Genomic DNA, 18,710 nt, shown 5'->3' on the forward strand with positions numbered 1-18,710 from the left:
ACTCGCGGAAGATCGGACGGGACGAAATTCATGGGAATCGGTGTAGCGCCGAGGGCCTAAGGTCCAGTAAATGCCCGTTTCAGTCGCTGTTAGTGAAACTTAATCCGCGTCAATATCTTGACGGGCGCGGCGGAAAAGCTGGCATTTTCGCCCTCGCGTCCCTAGATGGCGCCGGTCATGATCGAGACGATTTCCTCCCCCGCCGGGCTCGCCCGCGCCGACTTTCAGTTGAATGAACCGCTGAAGGACCGGCGAATCGTCGTCGCGATGTCGGGCGGAGTCGATTCGAGCGTGGTTGCCGCGCTCGCCGCGCGGTCGGGCGCTGAAGTCATCGGCGTGACGCTCCAGCTCTATGATCATGGCGCCAAGGCGAAGCGTGTCGGCGCCTGCTGTGCGGGGCAGGACATCCGCGATGCGCGCGCGGTCGCCGACCGGCTGGGCTTCGCGCATCATGTTCACGATCATGAGAGCCGCTTTCGCGACACGGTGATCGACCAGTTCGCCGACGAATATCTGGCAGGCCGGACGCCGATCCCGTGCGTGCGCTGCAATATGGGGGTCAAGTTCACCGATCTGTTCCAGCTGGCCAAGGATCTGGGCGCCGACTGCCTGGCGACCGGCCATTATGTCCGCCGCGTGATGGGCCCCGCGGGCGCCGAGCTGCACCGCGCGGTCGATCCGGCGCGCGACCAGAGCTATTTCCTGTTCGCGACGACGCAGGAGCAGCTCGACTTCCTGCGCTTCCCGCTCGGCGGGCTCGAGAAGAGCGTCGTGCGCGAGATCGCGCGCGAGCTTGGCCTCGGCGTCGCGGGCAAGCCCGACAGCCAGGACATCTGCTTCGTCCCCGACGGCGACTATGCGACGCTGGTCAGGACGCTGCGCCCCGAGGCGGACGATCAGGGCGCGATCGTCCATGTCGACGGGACGGTGCTCGGCGCACACAAGGGTCTGATCCATTATACGGTCGGCCAGCGGCGCGGGATCGAGATCGGCGGACAGGCCGAGCCGCTCTATGTCGTCCGCCTCGATGCGGAGAAGAAGGAAGTGATCGTCGGGCCGCGGCGCTCGCTCGCGGTGTCGGGCGCGCGGCTGGGCGAAGCGAACTGGCTCGCGGACGTCGACGGGCGCGCCGTGCTCGCCAAGGTGCGCAGCATGGCGAAGCCGGTGCCGGCGCATGTCGCGGGTGACCGGCTGGTCTTCGCGGCGCCCGAATATGGCGTCGCGCCGGGGCAGGCGGCGGTGCTTTACGACGCCGCCGACGAAAGCCGCGTGCTCGGCGGCGGCTGGATCGAAGAGACGTTTCCCGCAGAATAGATTGCACTTTTCCCCCCGATGCCGCAGCCTGCGGGCTTCAGGGAGAAGAGATATGGTCAACTGGGTTTTGCGCGGCGCGGTCCTGCTGTGGGCCGCCTTTTTCACCATTCTCGGCGTGCAGGGCATTCTCGACCCGGCGACGTTCGTGGAAACTTTCGCTATCGGAATCGACGGCGCCGCCGCGAACACGGTGCGGGCCGACCTGTCGGCCTTCTTTCTCGTTGCCGCCGGCGGGGCGGCGGTCGGTGCGCTGGTTCCTGGTTGGACGCGCGCGCTGCTCGTTCCCGCGGCGCTCTACGGCACCGCGCTGGTCGGCCGGCTGATCGGCATGGGGATGGGCGATCTCGTCAACTCGGGAATCGTGCAGGCGATGATCATCGAGGCGCTGTCGGTCGCGCTGATGGCGGGAAGCTGGTGGGTGCTCTCGCGGCCCGCAGCGGTGGCCGAGGGGCCGGTCGATAGCGTGCGTTGAACGCATGGGGTGGATGTCGGCTAGCGACCGATAGCGGACCTAGCTGATGTGATCTCCGGCGAAAGCCGGGGCCCAGTTGCACCGCGGGAAGATGGGCCCCGGCTTTCGCCGGGGATCACATAAGGGAACGGCCGCTTCCCCACCCCAAAACCGCCGCCGCCTTGTCTTTTTGACAGGATTGTGAGTAACTGACGGCGGGTCGCTTCTGTTTCCTTTGTGGTGGAGGGGAGAAGCGTATGTCAGTGGAGAAACCGCGCAGACCGGCAGAGCGGCGCGCAGCGGATCGGCGGTTGGCCGACGATCCGAATTACGAGGGCCCCGAGCGGCGCCAGTCCGATCGCAGGTCGGGCAAGGATCGGCGCGAGCCGTCGGCGGATTGATCGAAGACCGGACGCTGGCCGCGCCGGCAGGAGAATTGCCGTGAACGACGTGCCGCGCCTTTCGGTCGATATCGTGTCCGACGTGATGTGCCCCTGGTGCATCATCGGCTGGCTGAAGTTCCGCCGGGTCATGGCGCATTTCGAGGGGCGGCTGGCCTTTCGCGTCCAGTGGCACCCCTTCGAGCTGAACCCCGACATGCCGCCCGAGGGCGAGGATGCGGCGGCGCATGTGATGCGCAAATATGGCATCAGCGCCGAACAGAGCCGCGCGAACAGCGGCAAGATGGCGGGTATCGCGGGCGAACTGGGCTTCACCTTCAACCGCGGACCCGGCTTCCGGATGCGCAACAGCTTTGACGCGCACCGGCTGCTGACCTGGGCGGGCGCGCTGGAGGAGCCCGAGCAGGACGGCGCGACGGGCGTGCAGACGGCGCTGAAGCTGGCACTGTTCGAGGCGCATTTCACCGACAACCGCGATGTCAGCGACGCGCAAGTGCTGGCCGATGTCGCAGCTTCGGTCGGGCTCGACCCCGACCGCGCGGCGGCGATACTGGCCGGCGACGACTATGGCGAGATGGTGCGCGTCGAGGAAGCCTATTGGGCCGACCGGAATATCACCGGGGTTCCCGCCTTCATCCTGGACGGGCGGATGCTGATCCCCGGCGCGCAGGATCCCGACGTGTTCATCCGTGTGATCGAAAATAAGGTGCTGGCCGCCGCGGCCTGACGGAACGGCGGCGCGGCACGGCGCGTTTTTGCCCTGTCCCTGAAAGGAGCCCCCCATGGCCGACGATAGCCGCAACACCGAAAACCTTCCCCCCGAGGCGATCAATCGCGAGCAGGAGGATGAGGAAGCGCAGGCGCACAGCGTCGCCGAGGACGCGCGGCGCGAACGTCCGCTGGGCGAGAGCCGGAAGCCGAAAGCGCGCTATGAGGACGACGACACCGAGGATCTGGTCGATCATATGCGCCAGATGGAGCGGTCGGGCCGGATCGACATGGACGCCTATCGCGGCGAGCGCAGCGACGATGACGAGGACGATCAATTGGGCGAGGGTGGGATCGAGGATGGCGGCCCGCGCGGCGCGCCCTAAGCCGCGTCGATACCGCTCGAAAACGGCGCCGCCGTGGACGCGCCAGGGCGCCGAAGGGCGCCGAAGCGGACAGGGACGTTGGGATTTTGCTAAACCTGACGCGGTAGGATCGGCGCATGTCCCGCGCTTCCTTCCGGGCGGCCCGTCGGCCGCGCAGAGCTGATCGCCGCGCGCCGAAGCGGCGGGCGCGTAGCGGCTTCGGGCTATGGCTTGTGCTGATCGCGGGCGGGGGTTTCGCCGGCACATTTGCGGCTTTGCAGGTCGGTCCCGAAATTCCCAAGTCGGTTGCGGGCCTGCCGACGATCGAAACGTCTGGTGCCAGCCGTGCCGATACGCTGTCGGCGCGCTTCGGCCTTTGCCATAGCGGCGGCGGGCGCAACTGCGTCGTCGATGGCGATACCTTCTGGTTCGCCGGCGAGAGATACCGCATCGCCGACATCGACGCCCCCGAAACGCACCCCGCGCGCTGCGCCCAGGAAGCCGCGCTGGGCGAGGCGGCGACGCGGCGCCTCCGCGACTGGTTGAACGCGGGCACCTTCACGCTGGAGCCGGCCGGTCGCGACACCGACCAATATGACCGCAAGCTGCGGATCGTGACGCGCGGCGGCGCGAGCGTCGGCGACGCGCTGGTCGACGAGGGGCTGGCACGGCGCTGGGAAGGGTATCGCCGGCCCTGGTGTCAATCCTCGGGCGCCGGCGGCAGCTCTTCGCGGAGCGGCCTGTTCGGGCCCGCGAGTTGACGGTCGATGTCTTCAGCAAGAAGTTGCGCAATGAAGTCGCCCTGCTTTGCGCGCAGTTCATCGCGGCGCTTTTCGAGCGCGGCCTGGCGGTCGGATTCGGGAAGCTTTTGCACGTCGATATAGAATTTCACGGCGTCGAGCCACGGAGCGTCGTCGGTCAGGACATCCTCGGCCCAGCGGCTGAACGGTCCGCCCGCCGGGATCCAGTGTTCCGCCGTGCCGCGCAGCAGGAACAGCAGGCGTGATCCTTTGGGGACCATGTAGCGATAGCAACCGCCGATGAAGGCGAGCGGATGTGCCTCTGCCAGGTCGTAGGGATTGCTGGGCAAGGCATAGCGATCGGTCGCGAGCGCGATGGCGAGCGACGTCGGCGCGGCGGCGGGATCGCCCTTCAGAACCGCGTCGGGCCGGATGTCGATGCGCATCGACTCCGCACCCGTCTCGACCGGGGTTCCGCCGGTGACGGTCGCGAGCACGATCATGTCCGCCTGACCGACCAGTTCGAGATTGGTCGGAATGCGGTAACCGGCGACCGGCGAGCAGGCGAGGGCGGGAAGCGGTGCGACGAGAAGCGTCAGCGCGGCGAGCGAGGGGAGAATGCGCATGGCGCGAGCGTAACGGCGCGCGGCGACATTGGAAAGCGGCGCGGCTTTGGGTCGGCTCGTCCAAAGCGATGGAGCCGACTCGGCGCTGGCGTGTATCATCAGCGGCGCTCCCTTCCCCGGAGCCGCAAGGAGAACCGATATGGCCGAGCATGACCACAGCGCGATCAAGGAACATATGTACGTCATCGGCGCCGATGGCGTCCATGTCGGCACCGTCGACCATCTCGACGGCGAACGCATCAAGCTGACCAAGGCCGACAGCGGCGACGGCAAGCATCATTACCTCCCCGCCGGCCTGGTTGCCGCGGTCGAGGGCGACACGGTGCGGCTGTCGGCGACGGCGGCGAACGCGGTCGACCTGTTCGAAGAGGCCGAATAGCCGGCGATCAGATCGCCGCGGCGCGATCGGGCCGCAACTGGAGAACCGGCCTGCTTCCCCGCGTCCAACGCGGCGAAGCAGGCCTTTCTCTTGTCCGGCTCTTGTCTGGGCAATGTGAAAGGTCCGGCGCGGTGGCCGGATCGGCATAAGGTGGATGGAGCCGGGGGAGGGGGCGGCCCCGGCTCCATCCGTCGGTCGCGTGACGACCGTTATGCGCTAGCGGCTTTGCGCGCTGCCCTGCACGCGGGCGGCGATCTGCGCCTTGGGCAGCTTCGTCACCAGCGTGTTGGCGGCTCCTTCGGCGCTCGAATAGAGCGAGCCGAGCGGGATCGTGTAAAGCTTGCCGCCATCGACGATGATCGCATTGTCGCCATCGACGCTCTGCACCGTGCCGAGGCTGGTGCCGGCGCGATCGGTGATGGTCACGCCCGCGCGCACCTGTTCGCTGGTTGCGAGGGTGAGCTTCGTCGAATCGAGCGTTCGGCTGGCGGCGCCATCGACCGTGTCGACCGTCCGACCGACGCGATCCGTCACGCCCCCGACGGTGCCGCCCATGGGGGACGTGTTGACGCCGGCGCCGGCATCGACGGTGCCCCCGGCCAGCTGAGCGAGGGCGGGGGCGGCGACGAAGGCGGCGCCGGCGGCGAACAGGGCAAAGGCCTTGCGCATGATTTTCTCCTTGGCTCGGGCGGCCGGAGCGGCGCCCTCTGACCCAGAAACCGCTGGCAAAGCAGGATGTTGCGCCCGCGGCGGCGGGTTGCCGCTCTGTTGCGACGAGCGGCGACCCTGCGTCAGTCGCGCGGCTTCACCTCTGCATCGGCGCGTTGGGCGCGCTCGCGGCGGCGCCGGCGGCGCAGCTTGCGCTCGTGGCTGTTGTAGCGGGCAAGGACGATGCCGAATATGGCGGCGCCCGCCAGCAGCAGGATCAGGGCATAGGCGAACAGGGTCCGGGTCTCGATGATGGTCACTCCCGCGGGGCGAGAATCTGCTGCCCCGCACCGAGAACGGCCCCCGGCGCGGCAGGTTCCCGGCGCCGGGCCGGGCGAGGGCGGAATTGCGATGAGGCGAGCGGCGCGGGAATCGACGCTCGCCGGTGCTGGCGCTGCGGCGCAGTCATCCCTATCTGTGCGCGTGATGAAGCATTGGGACCGGCAAATGATCGTCGTCGCGCGGCTGAAGGCGAAGCCGCTGCTGGCGGGGCAGGTGGTCAGCGCGCTGGCGTTCGCCGGGCTGGCGTGGAGCCAGGCATGGCCGGTGCGCGCCGACGGGGCGGGGGAGATGATCCGCGCGCTGCTGTTCGGCGATGCGGTGGCGACGGCGGCGATGATCGCCGCGGCCTTCGCCTTCCGGACCTGCTGGCGGCTGTGGCGCCGGCGCGGCTCCTATGTGTTCCACGACGGTGTGCGGCTGTACCGTGGCAGCACCCTGTCGTGGCCGCTGGCGGCGATCCGCGACGTGGTGATCGAGCGCGGCGCGCTCGGCGTGCCCACGCTGCGGCTGGTCGTCGACGACGATAGCGAAGTCACGCGCGCGCTGGTGCCGCTGCCGTTGCTCGACGGATCGGCCGAGGCGGTGCGCGGCGGGGTGCTGTTCGCGGCGACGGGCATGCGCGGGGTGCCGGGTGGGGTGACGGTGAATTGATGGGGTCTGCCGCGCGGTCGGGCATTCGGATTTCACACAAAGACACAAAGAGGTTTGGCTTTTCCACCTTCGTCACCCCGGACTTGATCAGGGGTCCATGCGGCATTGGACTAACTTGGGATTTTTTCACCTGCACCATAATCCCCGCCACTGTAACGCCATCATACAGGTCAATTATGAAATCGCGGAAAGCGGGCGAAGAAACTTGTCCGTCAATTCCACGGGGAGCAGCGTTGCATCATGTAGTTGGTCACAAACGAGACGGCATAGTTCAATTTTTTTGTATGCAATGCCGTTGTGTGAAACGCTATCGGCGTCAATCCGAAGATTTGTCGCTTGCAGGTTTTTATCCCGATAAATCTGCTGGAGAATTGTGTCAGGATAGACATATTCAATCCCATTTCCTTCCCACACGATCTTTGCCTCCGACGGGAGGCCAGCAGTTGAACATGCCCGTTCAATGCCGGGCTGCTTAACGGAATCATAGATAACCAGCGTTCTATTGCGATATGGGCTAAGTTGCAGGTCACCGATTGATTCTGACCAATATGCAAGGCGCTTGGCGATGTCGCCGCCGCAAGCCTGAATGATAACGCGAAGTTTAGGGCAGTGAAGTCTGGTGACCGCTTCGAGATACATGCGGTCGGTCTCTCCTTCGACAAATGCAACCGCGTCAGGAAGAAAAAGCTGACTTAGATCGTTGCCGAGCAGTCGGAATTGGATGTCGTGGATCTCGTGAAAATCCGCGCACTGCCGAGCGCTGATTAAATTGCCGTCCTTGGATACGACGTAATTGTTGCCGGGAATGTCACGATCCAAAAACAGGTGGGAATGCGTGCTCAATATGATGTTTGGATTGTGTGGGAAAAGCTCGAATTTCCGGTCACCACGAATTACGATCTCGGCGAGGCGACGTTGGAGCGTAGGAGAAAGGCCCAATTCCGGCTCATCAATCGCTACAGCTGTAAATCTTTCATCCATCAACGCAGCAAGAATGCCTAGAAACAGGCGCGTCCCACTAGACGTAACGCTAAGGCTGTCACCCCCGACAGATATGTACCTATTGCTGAAGGCATTGTTTTCATCTTCAGAGGCCACTTGTACCTTTGTGCCGAAAAGCTCTTCGAATGTTGAAAATAGCACTGAGCAGCGCGCGTCACTTAAGCGGGTGATGGCGGTAGAGCAGTTGAAGAATGACTGCTCAAAATTTTGGAACTGTCCATGCTGGGACTGATGTTGGTGATTGTTATACCATTCATTAATCTCGTTTTCATTCTGAGTATAGAACGACAAATGATGAAACGAGTAGAACCTATTAACTCCAATGTAGAGCTTTCTAGGATCCTCAATGGCTTTCTTCAGGTAGGCTGATTTTCCTGAATTGTTCCCGCCGGTGAATACTACTAATTTTCCTTGCGGTGTATCTGGAACAATCTCACTTACGCTAGGATGAAACGCCAGCTCGTTAAATCGTATAGCCATTATAGTCGAACACAATATTCAGGAGCGGCAGTCATCGATCTCGTCTTTCCGTAGACGGTGAAAGCATCGGGCATCATAGTTGCCTTTTAAACCGAAAACCCGCCCGAGTTGCGCCGGTTCGACCCTGCCGCCAGCACTTTCTTGCCCGTCGGGGTCAGCGCCCATTTGGCGCCTTGCTGAACGACCAGGCCCAGCGCCACGAGTTCGTCGCGGATGGGGTCGCTCGGGAGTTGGGGGCGGCGGTTGGACAGGCCCTCCAGCGTGGCGCGCTGGGGCTGGCTGAGGATCAGCAGTTTCAGTTTTTTCTTGTCGGTCATTTCGGGGCCTTTGAGTCTGTTGCGGTGTGCCGTGGCTTCGGCGTCGCTGGCCCTCCCCGCGGCGACTAGGGAGCATAGCTCCCAAGTCTTGCTGCCCCTCCCGCAGGCGGGAGGGGTTTTGGTGGTGCCTTACTCCGCGGCGATCCCTGCTTTCGCAAACATGTCCTCGCCGTCGGCTTCGGCGTCGTTGACGGGCGCGGCGTCGTCGCTGGTCTTGGCTTTCTTGCGGCTGTCGAAGCTGTTCCACACGGTGTTCCAGTCGCCGCGCGTCGCGCCCTTGCTATATTCGGTCGCGCGCGTTTCGAAGAAGTTGGCGTGCTCGACGCCGTTCAAGAGCGGGGCGAGCCAGGGGAGCGGGTGCTCCTCGATCATGTAGATCGGCGCGAAGCCGAGCTGGCCCAGACGCCAGTCGGCGATGTAGCGGATGTAGCGCTTGATCTCCTTGGGCGTCATGCCGGGGACGGGGCCCTGTTCGAACGCCAGGTCGATGAACGCATCCTCGAGCCGCACCGTCTTCTGGCAGGTGTCGATGATGTCTTCCTTCACCGCCTTGGTCAGGCAGCCGCGTTCCTTGGTGAAGGTGTGGAACAGCTTGATGATGCCTTCGCAGTGGAGGCTTTCGTCGCGGATCGACCAGCTGACGATCTGGCCCATGCCCTTCATCTTGTTGAAGCGCGGGAAGTTCATCAGCATCGCGAAGCTGGCGAAAAGCTGGAGGCCCTCGGTGAAGCCGCCGAACATCGCGAGCGTGCGCGCGATATCCTCGTCATTGTCGACGCCGAAGGTGCCCATATAGTCGTGCTTGGCGCGCATCTCGTCATATTCGAGAAACATGCCATATTCGCTCTCGGGCATGCCGATCGTGTCGAGCAGGTGGCTGTACGCCGCGATATGCACCGTTTCCATGTTGCTGAACGCGGTCAGCATCATCTTGATCTCGGTCGGCTTGAACACGCTGCCATATTTTTCGTGGTAGCAATCCTGCACCTCGATATCGGCCTGCGTGAAGAAGCGGAAAATCTGCGTCAGCAGGTTGCGCTCGTGGTCCGAAATCTTCTGCGCCCAGTCGCGGCAATCCTCGCCCAGCGGCACTTCCTCGGGCACCCAGTGGATCTGCTGCTGGCGCTTCCAGAAATCGAACGCCCAGGGATATTCGAAGGGCTTGTAGGTCTTGCGGGCTTCCAGCAAAGGCATCGGCGTTTCCTCGGTTCTTGTCTCTTGTGTGTCCCGGCGAAAGCCGGGATCCAGCATGGCTTGGCGTAAGGTCGCTCTGGGCCCCGGCTTGCGCCGGGGATCACGCGGAGCGGTTTATCTTACTGGCAGGCCAGGCATTCGTCGTAGTCGGTGCTCTCGGCGCTGAGTTCGTATTTCGGCGCTTCCGACGTGTTGTCGGCCTCGACCCCGCCGGCGAAGCCGGCGCGCTGCACCGATTTCGAGCGGAGATAGTAGAGCGATTTGATGCCGAGTTCCCACGCGCGGTAATGGAGCATCAGCAGATCCCATTTCTCGACGTCGGCCGGGATGAACAGGTTCAGCGAGGCCGCCTGATCGATGTACGGCGTGCGGTCGGCGGCGAGTTCGAGCAGCCAGCGCTGGTCGATCTCGAAGCTGGTCTTGTAGCAGTCCTTTTCGTCCTGGGTCAGGAAGTCGAGGTGCTGGACGCTGCCGCCCTTCTCCAGGATCGAGTTCCACACCGCGTCGCTGTTCTTCGCCTTGTCGACGAGCAGGGCTTCCAGGTGCGGGTTGCGGATCGAGAAACTGCCCGACAGCGTCTTGTGCGTGTAGATGTTCGCCGGGATCGGCTCGATGCACGCGCTGGTGCCGCCGCAGATGATGCTGATCGACGCGGTCGGCGCGATCGCCATCTTGCAGCTGAAGCGCTCCATCACGCCCTGATCGGCGGCGTCGGGGCAGGGGCCGCGTTCCTTGGCGAGCAGCATCGACGCCTGATCGACCTGCGCGCGGATATGCTTGAAGATGCGCAGGTTCGACGATTTGGCCATCGCGCCCTCGAACGGCAGACCGCGCGCCTGCAGGAAGCTGTGGAAGCCCATGACGCCGAGGCCGACCGAGCGTTCGCGGCTCGCGCTGTACTTGGCGCGCGCCATTTCGGGCGGGGCGCGGTCGATATAGTCCTGCAGGACATTGTCGAGCATGCGCATGACATCCTCGATGAACTGCTTGTCGCCGTTCCATTCGTCCCAGGTTTCGAGGTTCAAGGACGAAAGGCAGCAGACCGCGGTGCGATCATTGCCGAGATGGTCGCGGCCGGTGGGCAGCGTGATTTCGCTGCACAGGTTCGAGGTCGACACCTTGAGGCCGAGGTCGCGGTGATGCTTCGGCATCATGCGGTTCACCTGGTCGATGAAGATGATGTAGGGCTCGCCGGTCGCAAGGCGCGTCTCGACGAGCTTCTGGAACAGGCTGCGCGCGTCGACGGTGCCGCGGACGCTCTGGTCCTTCGGCGAACGGAGGTTGAATTCGGCGCCGTCGCGGACGGCCTCCATGAACTCGTCGGTGATCAGCACGCCGTGGTGCAGGTTCAATGCCTTGCGGTTGAAGTCGCCCGAGGGTTTGCGGACCTCGAGGAACTCCTCGATCTCGGGGTGCGAGATGTCGAGGTAGCAGGCGGCCGAACCGCGGCGGAGGCTGCCCTGGCTGATCGCGAGGGTCAGGCTGTCCATCACGCGGACGAAGGGGATGATGCCGCTGGTCTTGCCGTTGAGGCCGACCGGTTCGCCAATGCCGCGCACCGCGCCCCAATAGGTGCCGATGCCGCCGCCGCGGCTCGCGAGCCAGACATTCTCGTTCCAGGTGCCGACGATGCCCTCGAGGCTGTCGTCGACCGAATTGAGGTAGCAGCTGATCGGCAGGCCGCGGCCGGTGCCGCCGTTCGAGAGAACAGGGGTCGCGGGCATGAACCACAGCTTCGAGATATAGTCGTAGAGGCGCTGGGCGTGGTCCTGATCGTCGGCATAGGCCGACGCGACGCGCGCGAAGAGGTCCTGATAGGATTCGCCGGGGAGGAGGTAGCGATCCTCGAGCGTTTCCTTGCCGAAGTCGGTGAGCAGCGAATCGCGGCCGCGATCGACAGTGACGTCGAACCGGCGCGCGTGGACCGCAGGCTCGCCGCTGTCGTTGAGCTTGGCGGCCGGGGGCGATTCGCTCTTCGATTCGCCGTTCGTTTCCGGCGCTGCGGGAGCCTCAGTCTTTGTCAGTTCCACCGTCGCCACGTCGCTCGTCTCCACCCGTTCCGTCTCACGAAAATCCATCTAGCTCGCCCCCGATTACGACGCGCCATCGGCGCGTTTGTTCCTGTCTTGTTCGACTCGGGACGAAGTCCCAGTCCTAGCATCTAATGCGACCGCCCGGGGCACTTTTTTTGGCCGCAGAAAGGGTTTTTCCGTACCCATATGCCCTGGGCGACGGAAATCCGCCAATTACAGCCAATCACAATTTATTGGGGTGCCCCCGTGGTCTACCCACCATCCATAGTGCCACGTCTGTCGTGGGGCGCAAGACGGTAAATGACAGGTTGGAGACTCAATTCGTCGATAATTTGATTCGTTTCGTCGCGCCCCCGGAGCGCCTTGGCGGACGAGGCCGAGCATTTCCGCGGGCTTCGGCGGATCGGAACGCGGCGCGAGGACAATGCCGCCGGGCGGACGGCATAGGGGCGCTGTCGCAAGGCAAAGCGCGGGGCCCGAATCGGATGAAGCCGGGCAGCAATTCCGGCCAAAGAAAAAGGGCCCCGACGATGTCGAGGCCCTCTTCTATTTTGTGTTTGGCTTAGGCCTGGCCGCCACCGCTATCGGTGCCGCCGCCGCCCAGCCATCTCCAGAACCAACCCATGTCAGATCTCCTGTTGGCACTGTCTACGCAGGACAGTTAACGGAGCATATACCTTAATGGATATGGTAAAGCGAGTCTTAACTATAAGGATTACAACCGATTTGGAAGTTATGCGGTGCGACTGTGCGGGGTATCGGAGAGACTGTTCAGTAGCTCGGAGAATTGCTGCGGTTTTCCAAGCAGATAACCTTGGCCGACGTCGCAGCCCAATTGTTCGAGAAGCGCCAAAGTCGGTGCGTCTTCAATGCCTTCGGCGACCGCGACGGCGCCGAGGCGGTGCGCCAGGTCGATCGTCGATTTGACGACTTCGAGGTTCCGCTGCGAATCGCGCATCGTCATCACGAATCGCTTGTCGATCTTGATCTCGTCGGCTTCGATCTCGGTCAGATATTCGAGGTTCGACTGGCCGGTGCCATAGTCGTCGATCGACAGGCGGATGCCGGCACGGCGGAGCTGCGCGAGCGTCTGGCGCGCCTGGCCGCTATTTTCGATCTGGGCGGTTTCGGTGATCTCGATCGTCAGCTTTTCGGGCGGAAGATGATGCGCGGTCAGCATGACGCGGACGGTGCCGACGAGGTCGCTGTGGTCGAGCAGGGTCGCCGACAGGTTGACCGACATGTGGATGTCGATCCCCAGTTGCTGGAGCTGCGCGGCGGATCGGATCGCCTGATCCATGACGAACAGGGTGAGGCGATAGATGTCCTGGCTCTTTTCGGCCTGGACGATGAACTCGTCGGGCGGGATCGGGCCGCGCGTCGGGTGCGTCCAGCGCACGAGCGCCTCGACGCCGACGAGCTGGCGCGTCGCGACCGCATATTGCGGCTGGAAGGCGACCCAGATGTCGCCGCCGGTGAGGGCGTCCTCGAGCTGCGAGTGGAAGGAAAGCTGCCAGCCCGCGTCTTCCTTTCCGCGGGGCGCAAATTTGGTCCACAGCGAGCGCGTGCGGATAGACTGTTCGGCGGCGACCAGTGCGGCGGCGAGGCGCTGTGCGTTCGATCCCTCGAACTCGTCGTTGACGCCAAACGCGATCGCGACGTCGACGCGCTGCTCGCCGATCGTCAGCGGGGCGTTGAAGAGCGCGGCGAGGCCCGCAAGCTGACCCTCGATCTGGCTATGCTGATAATAGGGTACGAGCCAGGCGAAGGTGCCGTCGAGATCGTGGTGAAGCTGCGTCCCGTGGCACGCGAGCGCGAGACGGCGCGCGACCTGATCGACCATCTGCTGGCTGCCCTCGCCCGGCAGGAAGGCAGCGAGATCCTCGAAATTGACGAGCTTGGCGGCGATGACCGTGGCGCTGCCGAAGGGCACCTGATTGCGCATCGCCTCGAAGGTCGGCAGGCCCGACACGGGGTTCTGACGCTGCGCCGAGACACGGCGCCGCTTGCGCGAGACGGCGGTGCTGAGGACGGCGATGCAAAAGATCGATGCGCCGATCCACGTCGTGACGAGCATCAGCCCGAGCGCGATCTTTCCCGCGACGAGCAGCGCCGCAGTCGCAAGCGCCACAGGAGCGAAATGACGCGGATTGCGGAGCCGCAGCGCAGCGGCCATCGCGATCATCGTGAACAGCAGCGGCGGCACCCAGCCGATATCGACCGGATCGCCGCGCTTCAGCGTTTCGGCCGCGATCAGATGGATGTAGCCGCCGGGCAGCCGTTCCTGTCCGGGAAGATAGGAGGTGTCCTGGAAATTGGGCGCGGTCGGCGCAAAGATTACGTCCTTGCCGCGGAGTTCGCGCGCGCCAATGCGCCCGTCGAGGAGATCGCGGGTGCTGTAGGTCGTGATCGTCGCGGGATTGTAGGACAGGTCGAGCCGGAACTTCGCCGGCGTAGGACTATATTTGTTCGCGATCACCGATGCGAAGGTCGGCAACGGCCGACCTTCGGCCACATAGGTGATCGGCATTCGCCAGACCTGCCAGAATTCGATATCCCAAGCGATGCTGGCGATCGGCACTTCGGGGCCGAACTTTGGGCTGGGAAAGATCGAGACCTGTTGGCCGGTGCCGGGGTCGGTGCGCGTGGGGACGGCGAGGACGACCCGGTCGCCCATCTTCTTGACCGCCGAGACGAACAGCGGAAAGTCGCGGTCGTTCTCGCGGCGGTCGAAATAGAAATCGATCAGCAGGCGCTTGGCGCCCGCCGCATTCACCTTGTCGACGACTTCGGCATATTGCGTCGGGGTGAAATCGCGGTTGCGCGAGCTGGCGATCGTGCGTTCGTCGAGGGCGAGGATGACAACGTCGCCCGATACCGCACGGCTGCCCAGCCGCCCGACCGCGGCGTCGAGCAGGCGGTCGGCAAGCTCGCTCGCCGAACTGATCCCGACAAGAAGGCTGATCAGCAGGGTCAGCGCAAAGGTGCGCCAGCTGATGATCATCCTGTTGATTTCAAGCGGCACGCGTGGGTCTCCGACGAGGACCCGGCGTAGTTAATCTATATTGGTTAGCGCCCCGTTAATTATGAACGAAACCCTGTCGCCCCGACGGCGCCCGAACGGCAGGATTTCTGCGCGCTTCAGGCGACGGCGGGCAACGGCGCGAGCGCCGCGTCGCCGGCGAGCGCCGAGGCGGCGAGGCCGGTCGCGGCGGGGACGATCTGTTCGAGGTAAAAGCGCGTCGAGACGAGCTTTGCTTCGAGAAACGCCTGGTCGCCGTCGCCGCTTTCGATCCCCGCCTTCGCCGCGCGATGCTGGATCGCGAGCAGCCAACCGCAGGTCGCGGTCGACAGCATGGTGAGATAGGGATAGCTGCCGGCGAGCCGGTCGGGTGCATTCGCCTGTGCGAGCCAGTCGGTGACGTGGCGGCACGCCTCGGCAAGCTCGGCAAGCTGCGGGAAATCGGCGGCGCCGCGCGCGATGTCGTCGATCAGGCTGCGGACGCCGTCGCCGCCCGCGAGGCCGAGCTTGCGCCCGACGAGGTCGGCGGCCTGGATGCCGTTGGTGCCCTCGTAGATCGGGGCGATGCGCGCGTCGCGATAATGTTGCGCGGCGCCGGTTTCCTCGATGAAGCCCATGCCGCCATGGACCTGCACGCCGAGGCTGGCGACCTCGCAGCCGATGTCTGTCGCGTGCGCCTTCGCCAGCGGGATGAGGACATCGGCGCGCAGCGCCGCGGCCTCGTCGCCGAGCTTGCCGAAGTCGGTCTGCGCCGCGGCGTAATAGATGAGCGCGCGCGCGGCTTCGGTCTGCGCGCGCATCCGCCACAGCATGCGCTTGACGTCGGGGTGATGTTCGATCGTGACGGGCGTGCGGTCGGCGCTGCCCGCGAGCGACGACTGGACGCGTTCGGCGGCATAGCGCGCCGCCTGTTGCAGCGCGCGCTCGGCGATCTGGACGCCCTGGCAGCCGACCATCAGGCGCGCGTTGTTCATCATCACGAACATGGCCTTCATGCCGCCCATCTCGTCGCCGACGATCTCGCCGAGGCAATCCTCGCCATCGCCATAGACCATCACCGCGGTCGGCGAGCCGTGGATCCCGAGCTTATGCTCGATCGAGGCGCAGTGGACGCCGTTCGAGATGGTCGGATTTCCATCCGCATCGAGGCGGTATTTGGGGACGAGGAACAGCGAGATGCCGCGCGTCCCCTCGGGCGCGCCGGGCGTCCGCGCGAGGACGAGGTGGACGATATTGTCGGTGAGGTCGTGCTCGCCGAAGGTGATGAAGATCTTCTGCCCCCTGATCCGGTAGAGACCCGCGTTCGGGCCATCGATGACTTTCTCTGCAGTCGAGCGGAGCGCGCCGACGTCGCTGCCGGCGCTCGGCTCGGTCAGGTTCATCGTGCCGTTCCACGCGCCGGTCACCAGCTTCGGCAGCCAGGTCGCCCGCTGCTGGTCGGTGCCATAGGCCATCAGCGCGTGGATCGACCCCGCGGTCAGGATCGGACAGAGGGTGAAGCCCATGTTCGCGGTGCCGAGCGCCTCGATCGCGACGGCGGCGAGGGTGAAAGGCAGGTCCTGTCCGCCATAGTCGCCGGGACCGTCGAGGCTGCCCCAGCCGGCCTCCACGAACTGCCGGTACGCTTCCTTGAAGCCCGGGGGCATGGTGACCTTGCCGTCCTGCCACTGGGGGTTCTGGACGTCGCCGACGCGGTTGAGCGGCGCGTAGACGTCGGCGGCGAACTCGCCGATGCCGGTGACGATCGCCTCGACCAGATCGGGGGTCGCGGCGGCATATTTGTCATGCGCGGCCATCGCGTCGATGCGCGCGACATGGTCGAGGACGAAAAGCTGTTCGGCGGTGGGCGGCGTGTAGGTCATCTCGTCCCGACTTTGCTGGTGAATCTCGTTGCGTCGGCGCTATAGCGCGGCATGGCCGAAGCCTCAAAGCCCACAATTGTTCGCGCGTTCGATAGCGCTGCTATCGCCGAGGCGGCCGCGCTGATCGCGGCGGGCAAGCCCGTCGCGGTGCCGACCGAGACGGTCTATGGCCTCGCTGCCGATGCGCGCAACCCGCAAGCGGTGGCGCGCATCTATGCGGCGAAGGGGCGGCCCGACTTCAATCCGCTGATCGTGCATGTGGCCGATTTGGCGGCCGCCGAGCGGCTCGGTGTTTTCGGCGAAATCGAGCGGGCACTGGCGCAGCATTTCTGGCCCGGGCCGCTGACGCTGGTGGTGCCGCGATCGGCCGGTTGCCCGGTGGCGAGCATCGCGACGGCGGGGCTCGATACGATCGCGCTGCGGGTGCCGGGGCACCGCGCGATGCAGGCGTTGCTGGCCGAGACCGGCGCGCCGCTCGCCGCGCCGAGCGCCAATGCGAGCGGGCGGGTGAGCCCGACGAAGGCAGCCCATGTGCTCGCGAGCCTCGACGGGCGGATCGCGCTGGTGATCGACGACGGGGCGACGACCGCGGGGGTGGAGTCGACGATCGTGCGGGTCAAAGACGGCGCGGTCCAGATACTGCGGCCGGGGCCGGTGACGGCCGATATGTTGAGTGCCGCCAGCGGCCTGCCGGTGACCGGGGTCGAGGGGTCGGAAATCGTCGCGCCGGGGATGCTGGCGAGCCATTATGCGCCGGGCAAGCCGGTGCGGCTGGGGGCGACGGATTTTACGGACGACGAGTTCGGGATCGGCTTCGGCGATGTCGCGGGCGATTACAGCCTGAGCGATGCCGGCGATCTGACCGAGGCTGCGGCGCGGCTGTTCGACGCGCTGCATGCCGGGGCAGCGAGTGCGAAAGCGAAGATTGCGGTGGCGGCGATCCCCGTGGAGGGGTTGGGTGCGGCGATCAACGACCGGTTGGCGCGCGCGGCGGTGTGAACTTGATTCACGCGAAGACGCGAAGCCGCGAAGAAGTTGCCCCTGTCAATTCTGCTTATGCTGAGCTTGTCGAGCACCCTTCTCTCTTGCGACGCCGAAAGAAAGAACGGCCCTTCGACAAGCTCAGGGCGAACGGATTTTGAGACTTCTTTGTGCCTTCGTGCCTTTGCGTGAGATATCTCTTAAGCCGCCGCCGGCTCCACCGGGTCGCCGTGCGGGGTGTTGCGGGCGACGATCAGGCACGCGGCGACGATCAGCACTGCGCCCGCGATCGTCGGCCATGTGACGGGTTCGTTATAGAAGATCCAACCGAAGAGCATCGCCCAGAGGAAGCCGGTATATTCGGTCGTCGCGAGGATCTGTGCCTCGGCGCGGGCGTAGGCCCAGCTCAGCAGCAGCAGCGACAGGGTCGCGAGGATTGCGGCGCCGGTGATCGCGGGGAAGTGGCTCGATCCCGGAAGCACCGCGAACCACGGCGCGCCGAAGGCGAGGAACAGGGTCACGAAAAAATTCTGGTAGAAGGCGATCTCCATCGGCTCGGCCATCTTCGCCTGCCGCCGCGCGAGGATGAGGTTGTACGCATAGAAGACCGCCGAGAGGAACACCGCGCCGACCGCCCACAGCGCCTCGGGCGCATAAGTGCCGTCGCCGAGCTTGCCCGCGACGATGACGATCACGCCGACGAGGCCGAGCAGCGAGGCGGCGATCGAGCGCGGCCCGATCGTCTCGCCCAAAAAGATCGCGGCCATATAGAGCGTCATCAGCGGCGCGACGAAGGCGAGCGCGATCGCTTCCGCCATCGGCAGCCGCGCCAGTGCCCAGAAGAAGGTGATCGCCATCCCCGCGACGAACAGCGCGCGCCACGCGTGGATCCGCATCGTGGCGCGGTCGGGCAGCGCGGGACGCGTCGCGAGATAGACGAGGCCGCTGAGGATCGTGCCGGTGCCGGTGCGCCAGAGGACGGCGTTGTATGAGCCGATGTCGATTGACAGCTGCTTCATCAGCACGTCCATCGTCGAAAAGGTGGCGATCCCCGCGCAGGCGATCAGGAACGGGATGACCGGGGAGGGCGAATCGGGACGCATGGTGGAGGCTGTACCTTTCCTTCTCCGCTTGGGGGAGAAGGATATGGAGCCTTGCCGCGGAGCGGCTGGGCGGCGACGGATAAGGGCGTGC

Annotated in this window: 18 protein-coding genes; 8 read left to right on the top strand and 10 right to left on the bottom strand. The window is 64.9% G+C overall.

Going from position 1 to position 18,710, the window contains the following annotated elements; genetic code table 11:
• The first annotated feature begins 177 nt into the window (after positions 1 to 177).
• From mnmA to ATE67_RS00085, 5 genes are all read left to right on the top strand, one after another.
• Positions 178 to 1,314, top strand: coding sequence for a tRNA 2-thiouridine(34) synthase MnmA (gene mnmA / locus ATE67_RS00065; RefSeq protein ID WP_058815189.1), 1,137 nt, complete (start codon positions 178 to 180; stop codon positions 1,312 to 1,314).
• A 52-nt stretch (positions 1,315 to 1,366) separates the two neighbouring features.
• Entirely contained in the window at positions 1,367 to 1,786 is a 420-nt protein-coding gene (locus ATE67_RS00070) for a hypothetical protein (RefSeq protein WP_058814637.1), read from the top strand.
• Positions 1,787 to 2,206: 420 nt separating this feature from the next.
• Positions 2,207 to 2,893, top strand: a complete 687-nt coding sequence (locus tag ATE67_RS00075; protein ID WP_231727988.1) for a DsbA family oxidoreductase — start codon at positions 2,207 to 2,209, stop codon at positions 2,891 to 2,893.
• Positions 2,894 to 2,948: 55 nt separating this feature from the next.
• Entirely contained in the window at positions 2,949 to 3,260 is a 312-nt protein-coding gene (locus tag ATE67_RS00080; RefSeq protein ID WP_058814638.1) for a hypothetical protein, read from the top strand.
• 116 nt (positions 3,261 to 3,376) lie between these two features.
• Entirely contained in the window at positions 3,377 to 4,000 is a 624-nt protein-coding gene (locus tag ATE67_RS00085) for a thermonuclease family protein (protein WP_082660111.1), read from the top strand.
• Here the strand turns inward: ATE67_RS00085 and ATE67_RS00090 are convergent.
• Positions 3,940 to 4,605 (bottom strand): hypothetical protein, encoded by a 666-nt coding sequence (locus tag ATE67_RS00090; protein ID WP_156416838.1) that lies wholly within the window; start codon positions 4,603 to 4,605, stop codon positions 3,940 to 3,942. The genes ATE67_RS00085 and ATE67_RS00090 overlap by 61 nt on opposite strands.
• A 139-nt stretch (positions 4,606 to 4,744) precedes the next feature.
• Here ATE67_RS00090 and ATE67_RS00095 point away from each other — a divergent pair, with 139 nt between their 5' ends.
• Positions 4,745 to 4,984 (top strand): DUF2171 domain-containing protein, encoded by a 240-nt coding sequence (locus tag ATE67_RS00095; protein ID WP_058814640.1) that lies wholly within the window; start codon positions 4,745 to 4,747, stop codon positions 4,982 to 4,984.
• Between the two features lie 216 nt (positions 4,985 to 5,200).
• Here ATE67_RS00095 and ATE67_RS21965 read toward each other — a convergent pair whose 3' ends face one another.
• Positions 5,201 to 5,653 (bottom strand): hypothetical protein, encoded by a 453-nt coding sequence (locus tag ATE67_RS21965; protein WP_058814641.1) that lies wholly within the window; start codon positions 5,651 to 5,653, stop codon positions 5,201 to 5,203.
• A 122-nt stretch (positions 5,654 to 5,775) separates the two neighbouring features.
• Positions 5,776 to 5,952, bottom strand: coding sequence for a hypothetical protein (locus ATE67_RS21250; RefSeq protein ID WP_156416839.1), 177 nt, complete (start codon positions 5,950 to 5,952; stop codon positions 5,776 to 5,778).
• Positions 5,953 to 6,118: 166 nt separating this feature from the next.
• Between ATE67_RS21250 and ATE67_RS00105 the strand changes: the two genes are divergently transcribed.
• Entirely contained in the window at positions 6,119 to 6,625 is a 507-nt protein-coding gene (locus tag ATE67_RS00105; protein WP_231727989.1) for a hypothetical protein, read from the top strand.
• 174 nt (positions 6,626 to 6,799) lie between these two features.
• Here the strand turns inward: ATE67_RS00105 and ATE67_RS00110 are convergent, their stop codons facing one another.
• From ATE67_RS00110 to ATE67_RS00135, 6 genes are all read right to left on the bottom strand, one after another.
• Complete coding sequence (locus tag ATE67_RS00110; protein WP_082660112.1) at positions 6,800 to 8,107, bottom strand: ATP-dependent nuclease; 1,308 nt, start codon at positions 8,105 to 8,107, stop codon at positions 6,800 to 6,802.
• Between the two features lie 86 nt (positions 8,108 to 8,193).
• Positions 8,194 to 8,424: a hypothetical protein gene (locus ATE67_RS00115; RefSeq protein ID WP_058814643.1), complete on the bottom strand. Its 231-nt coding sequence runs from the start codon at positions 8,422 to 8,424 to the stop codon at positions 8,194 to 8,196.
• A gap of 129 nt (positions 8,425 to 8,553) precedes the next feature.
• The gene (locus tag ATE67_RS00120) at positions 8,554 to 9,618 is read right to left on the bottom strand and encodes a ribonucleotide-diphosphate reductase subunit beta (RefSeq protein WP_058814644.1); all 1,065 of its coding nucleotides are present in this window, start codon (positions 9,616 to 9,618) and stop codon (positions 8,554 to 8,556) included.
• A gap of 119 nt (positions 9,619 to 9,737) precedes the next feature.
• Positions 9,738 to 11,696: a ribonucleoside-diphosphate reductase subunit alpha gene (locus tag ATE67_RS00125; RefSeq protein ID WP_058814645.1), complete on the bottom strand. Its 1,959-nt coding sequence runs from the start codon at positions 11,694 to 11,696 to the stop codon at positions 9,738 to 9,740.
• A 688-nt stretch (positions 11,697 to 12,384) separates the two neighbouring features.
• Positions 12,385 to 14,655 (bottom strand): EAL domain-containing protein, encoded by a 2,271-nt coding sequence (locus ATE67_RS00130; RefSeq protein ID WP_231727990.1) that lies wholly within the window; start codon positions 14,653 to 14,655, stop codon positions 12,385 to 12,387.
• A 137-nt stretch (positions 14,656 to 14,792) separates the two neighbouring features.
• Positions 14,793 to 16,535, bottom strand: coding sequence for an acyl-CoA dehydrogenase (locus tag ATE67_RS00135; protein WP_058814648.1), 1,743 nt, complete (start codon positions 16,533 to 16,535; stop codon positions 14,793 to 14,795).
• Between the two features lie 51 nt (positions 16,536 to 16,586).
• Here ATE67_RS00135 and ATE67_RS00140 point away from each other — a divergent pair, with 51 nt between their 5' ends.
• Complete coding sequence (locus tag ATE67_RS00140) at positions 16,587 to 17,534, top strand: L-threonylcarbamoyladenylate synthase (protein WP_058814650.1); 948 nt, start codon at positions 16,587 to 16,589, stop codon at positions 17,532 to 17,534.
• A gap of 182 nt (positions 17,535 to 17,716) precedes the next feature.
• On the opposite strand, the gene ATE67_RS00145 is transcribed toward ATE67_RS00140, so the two are convergent.
• Complete coding sequence (locus ATE67_RS00145) at positions 17,717 to 18,619, bottom strand: DMT family transporter (RefSeq protein WP_058814651.1); 903 nt, start codon at positions 18,617 to 18,619, stop codon at positions 17,717 to 17,719.
• Positions 18,620 to 18,710: the final 91 nt, after the last annotated feature.

This window comes from Sphingopyxis sp. H050 (genome assembly GCF_001468265.1).
Lineage (GTDB): Bacteria > Pseudomonadota > Alphaproteobacteria > Sphingomonadales > Sphingomonadaceae > Sphingopyxis.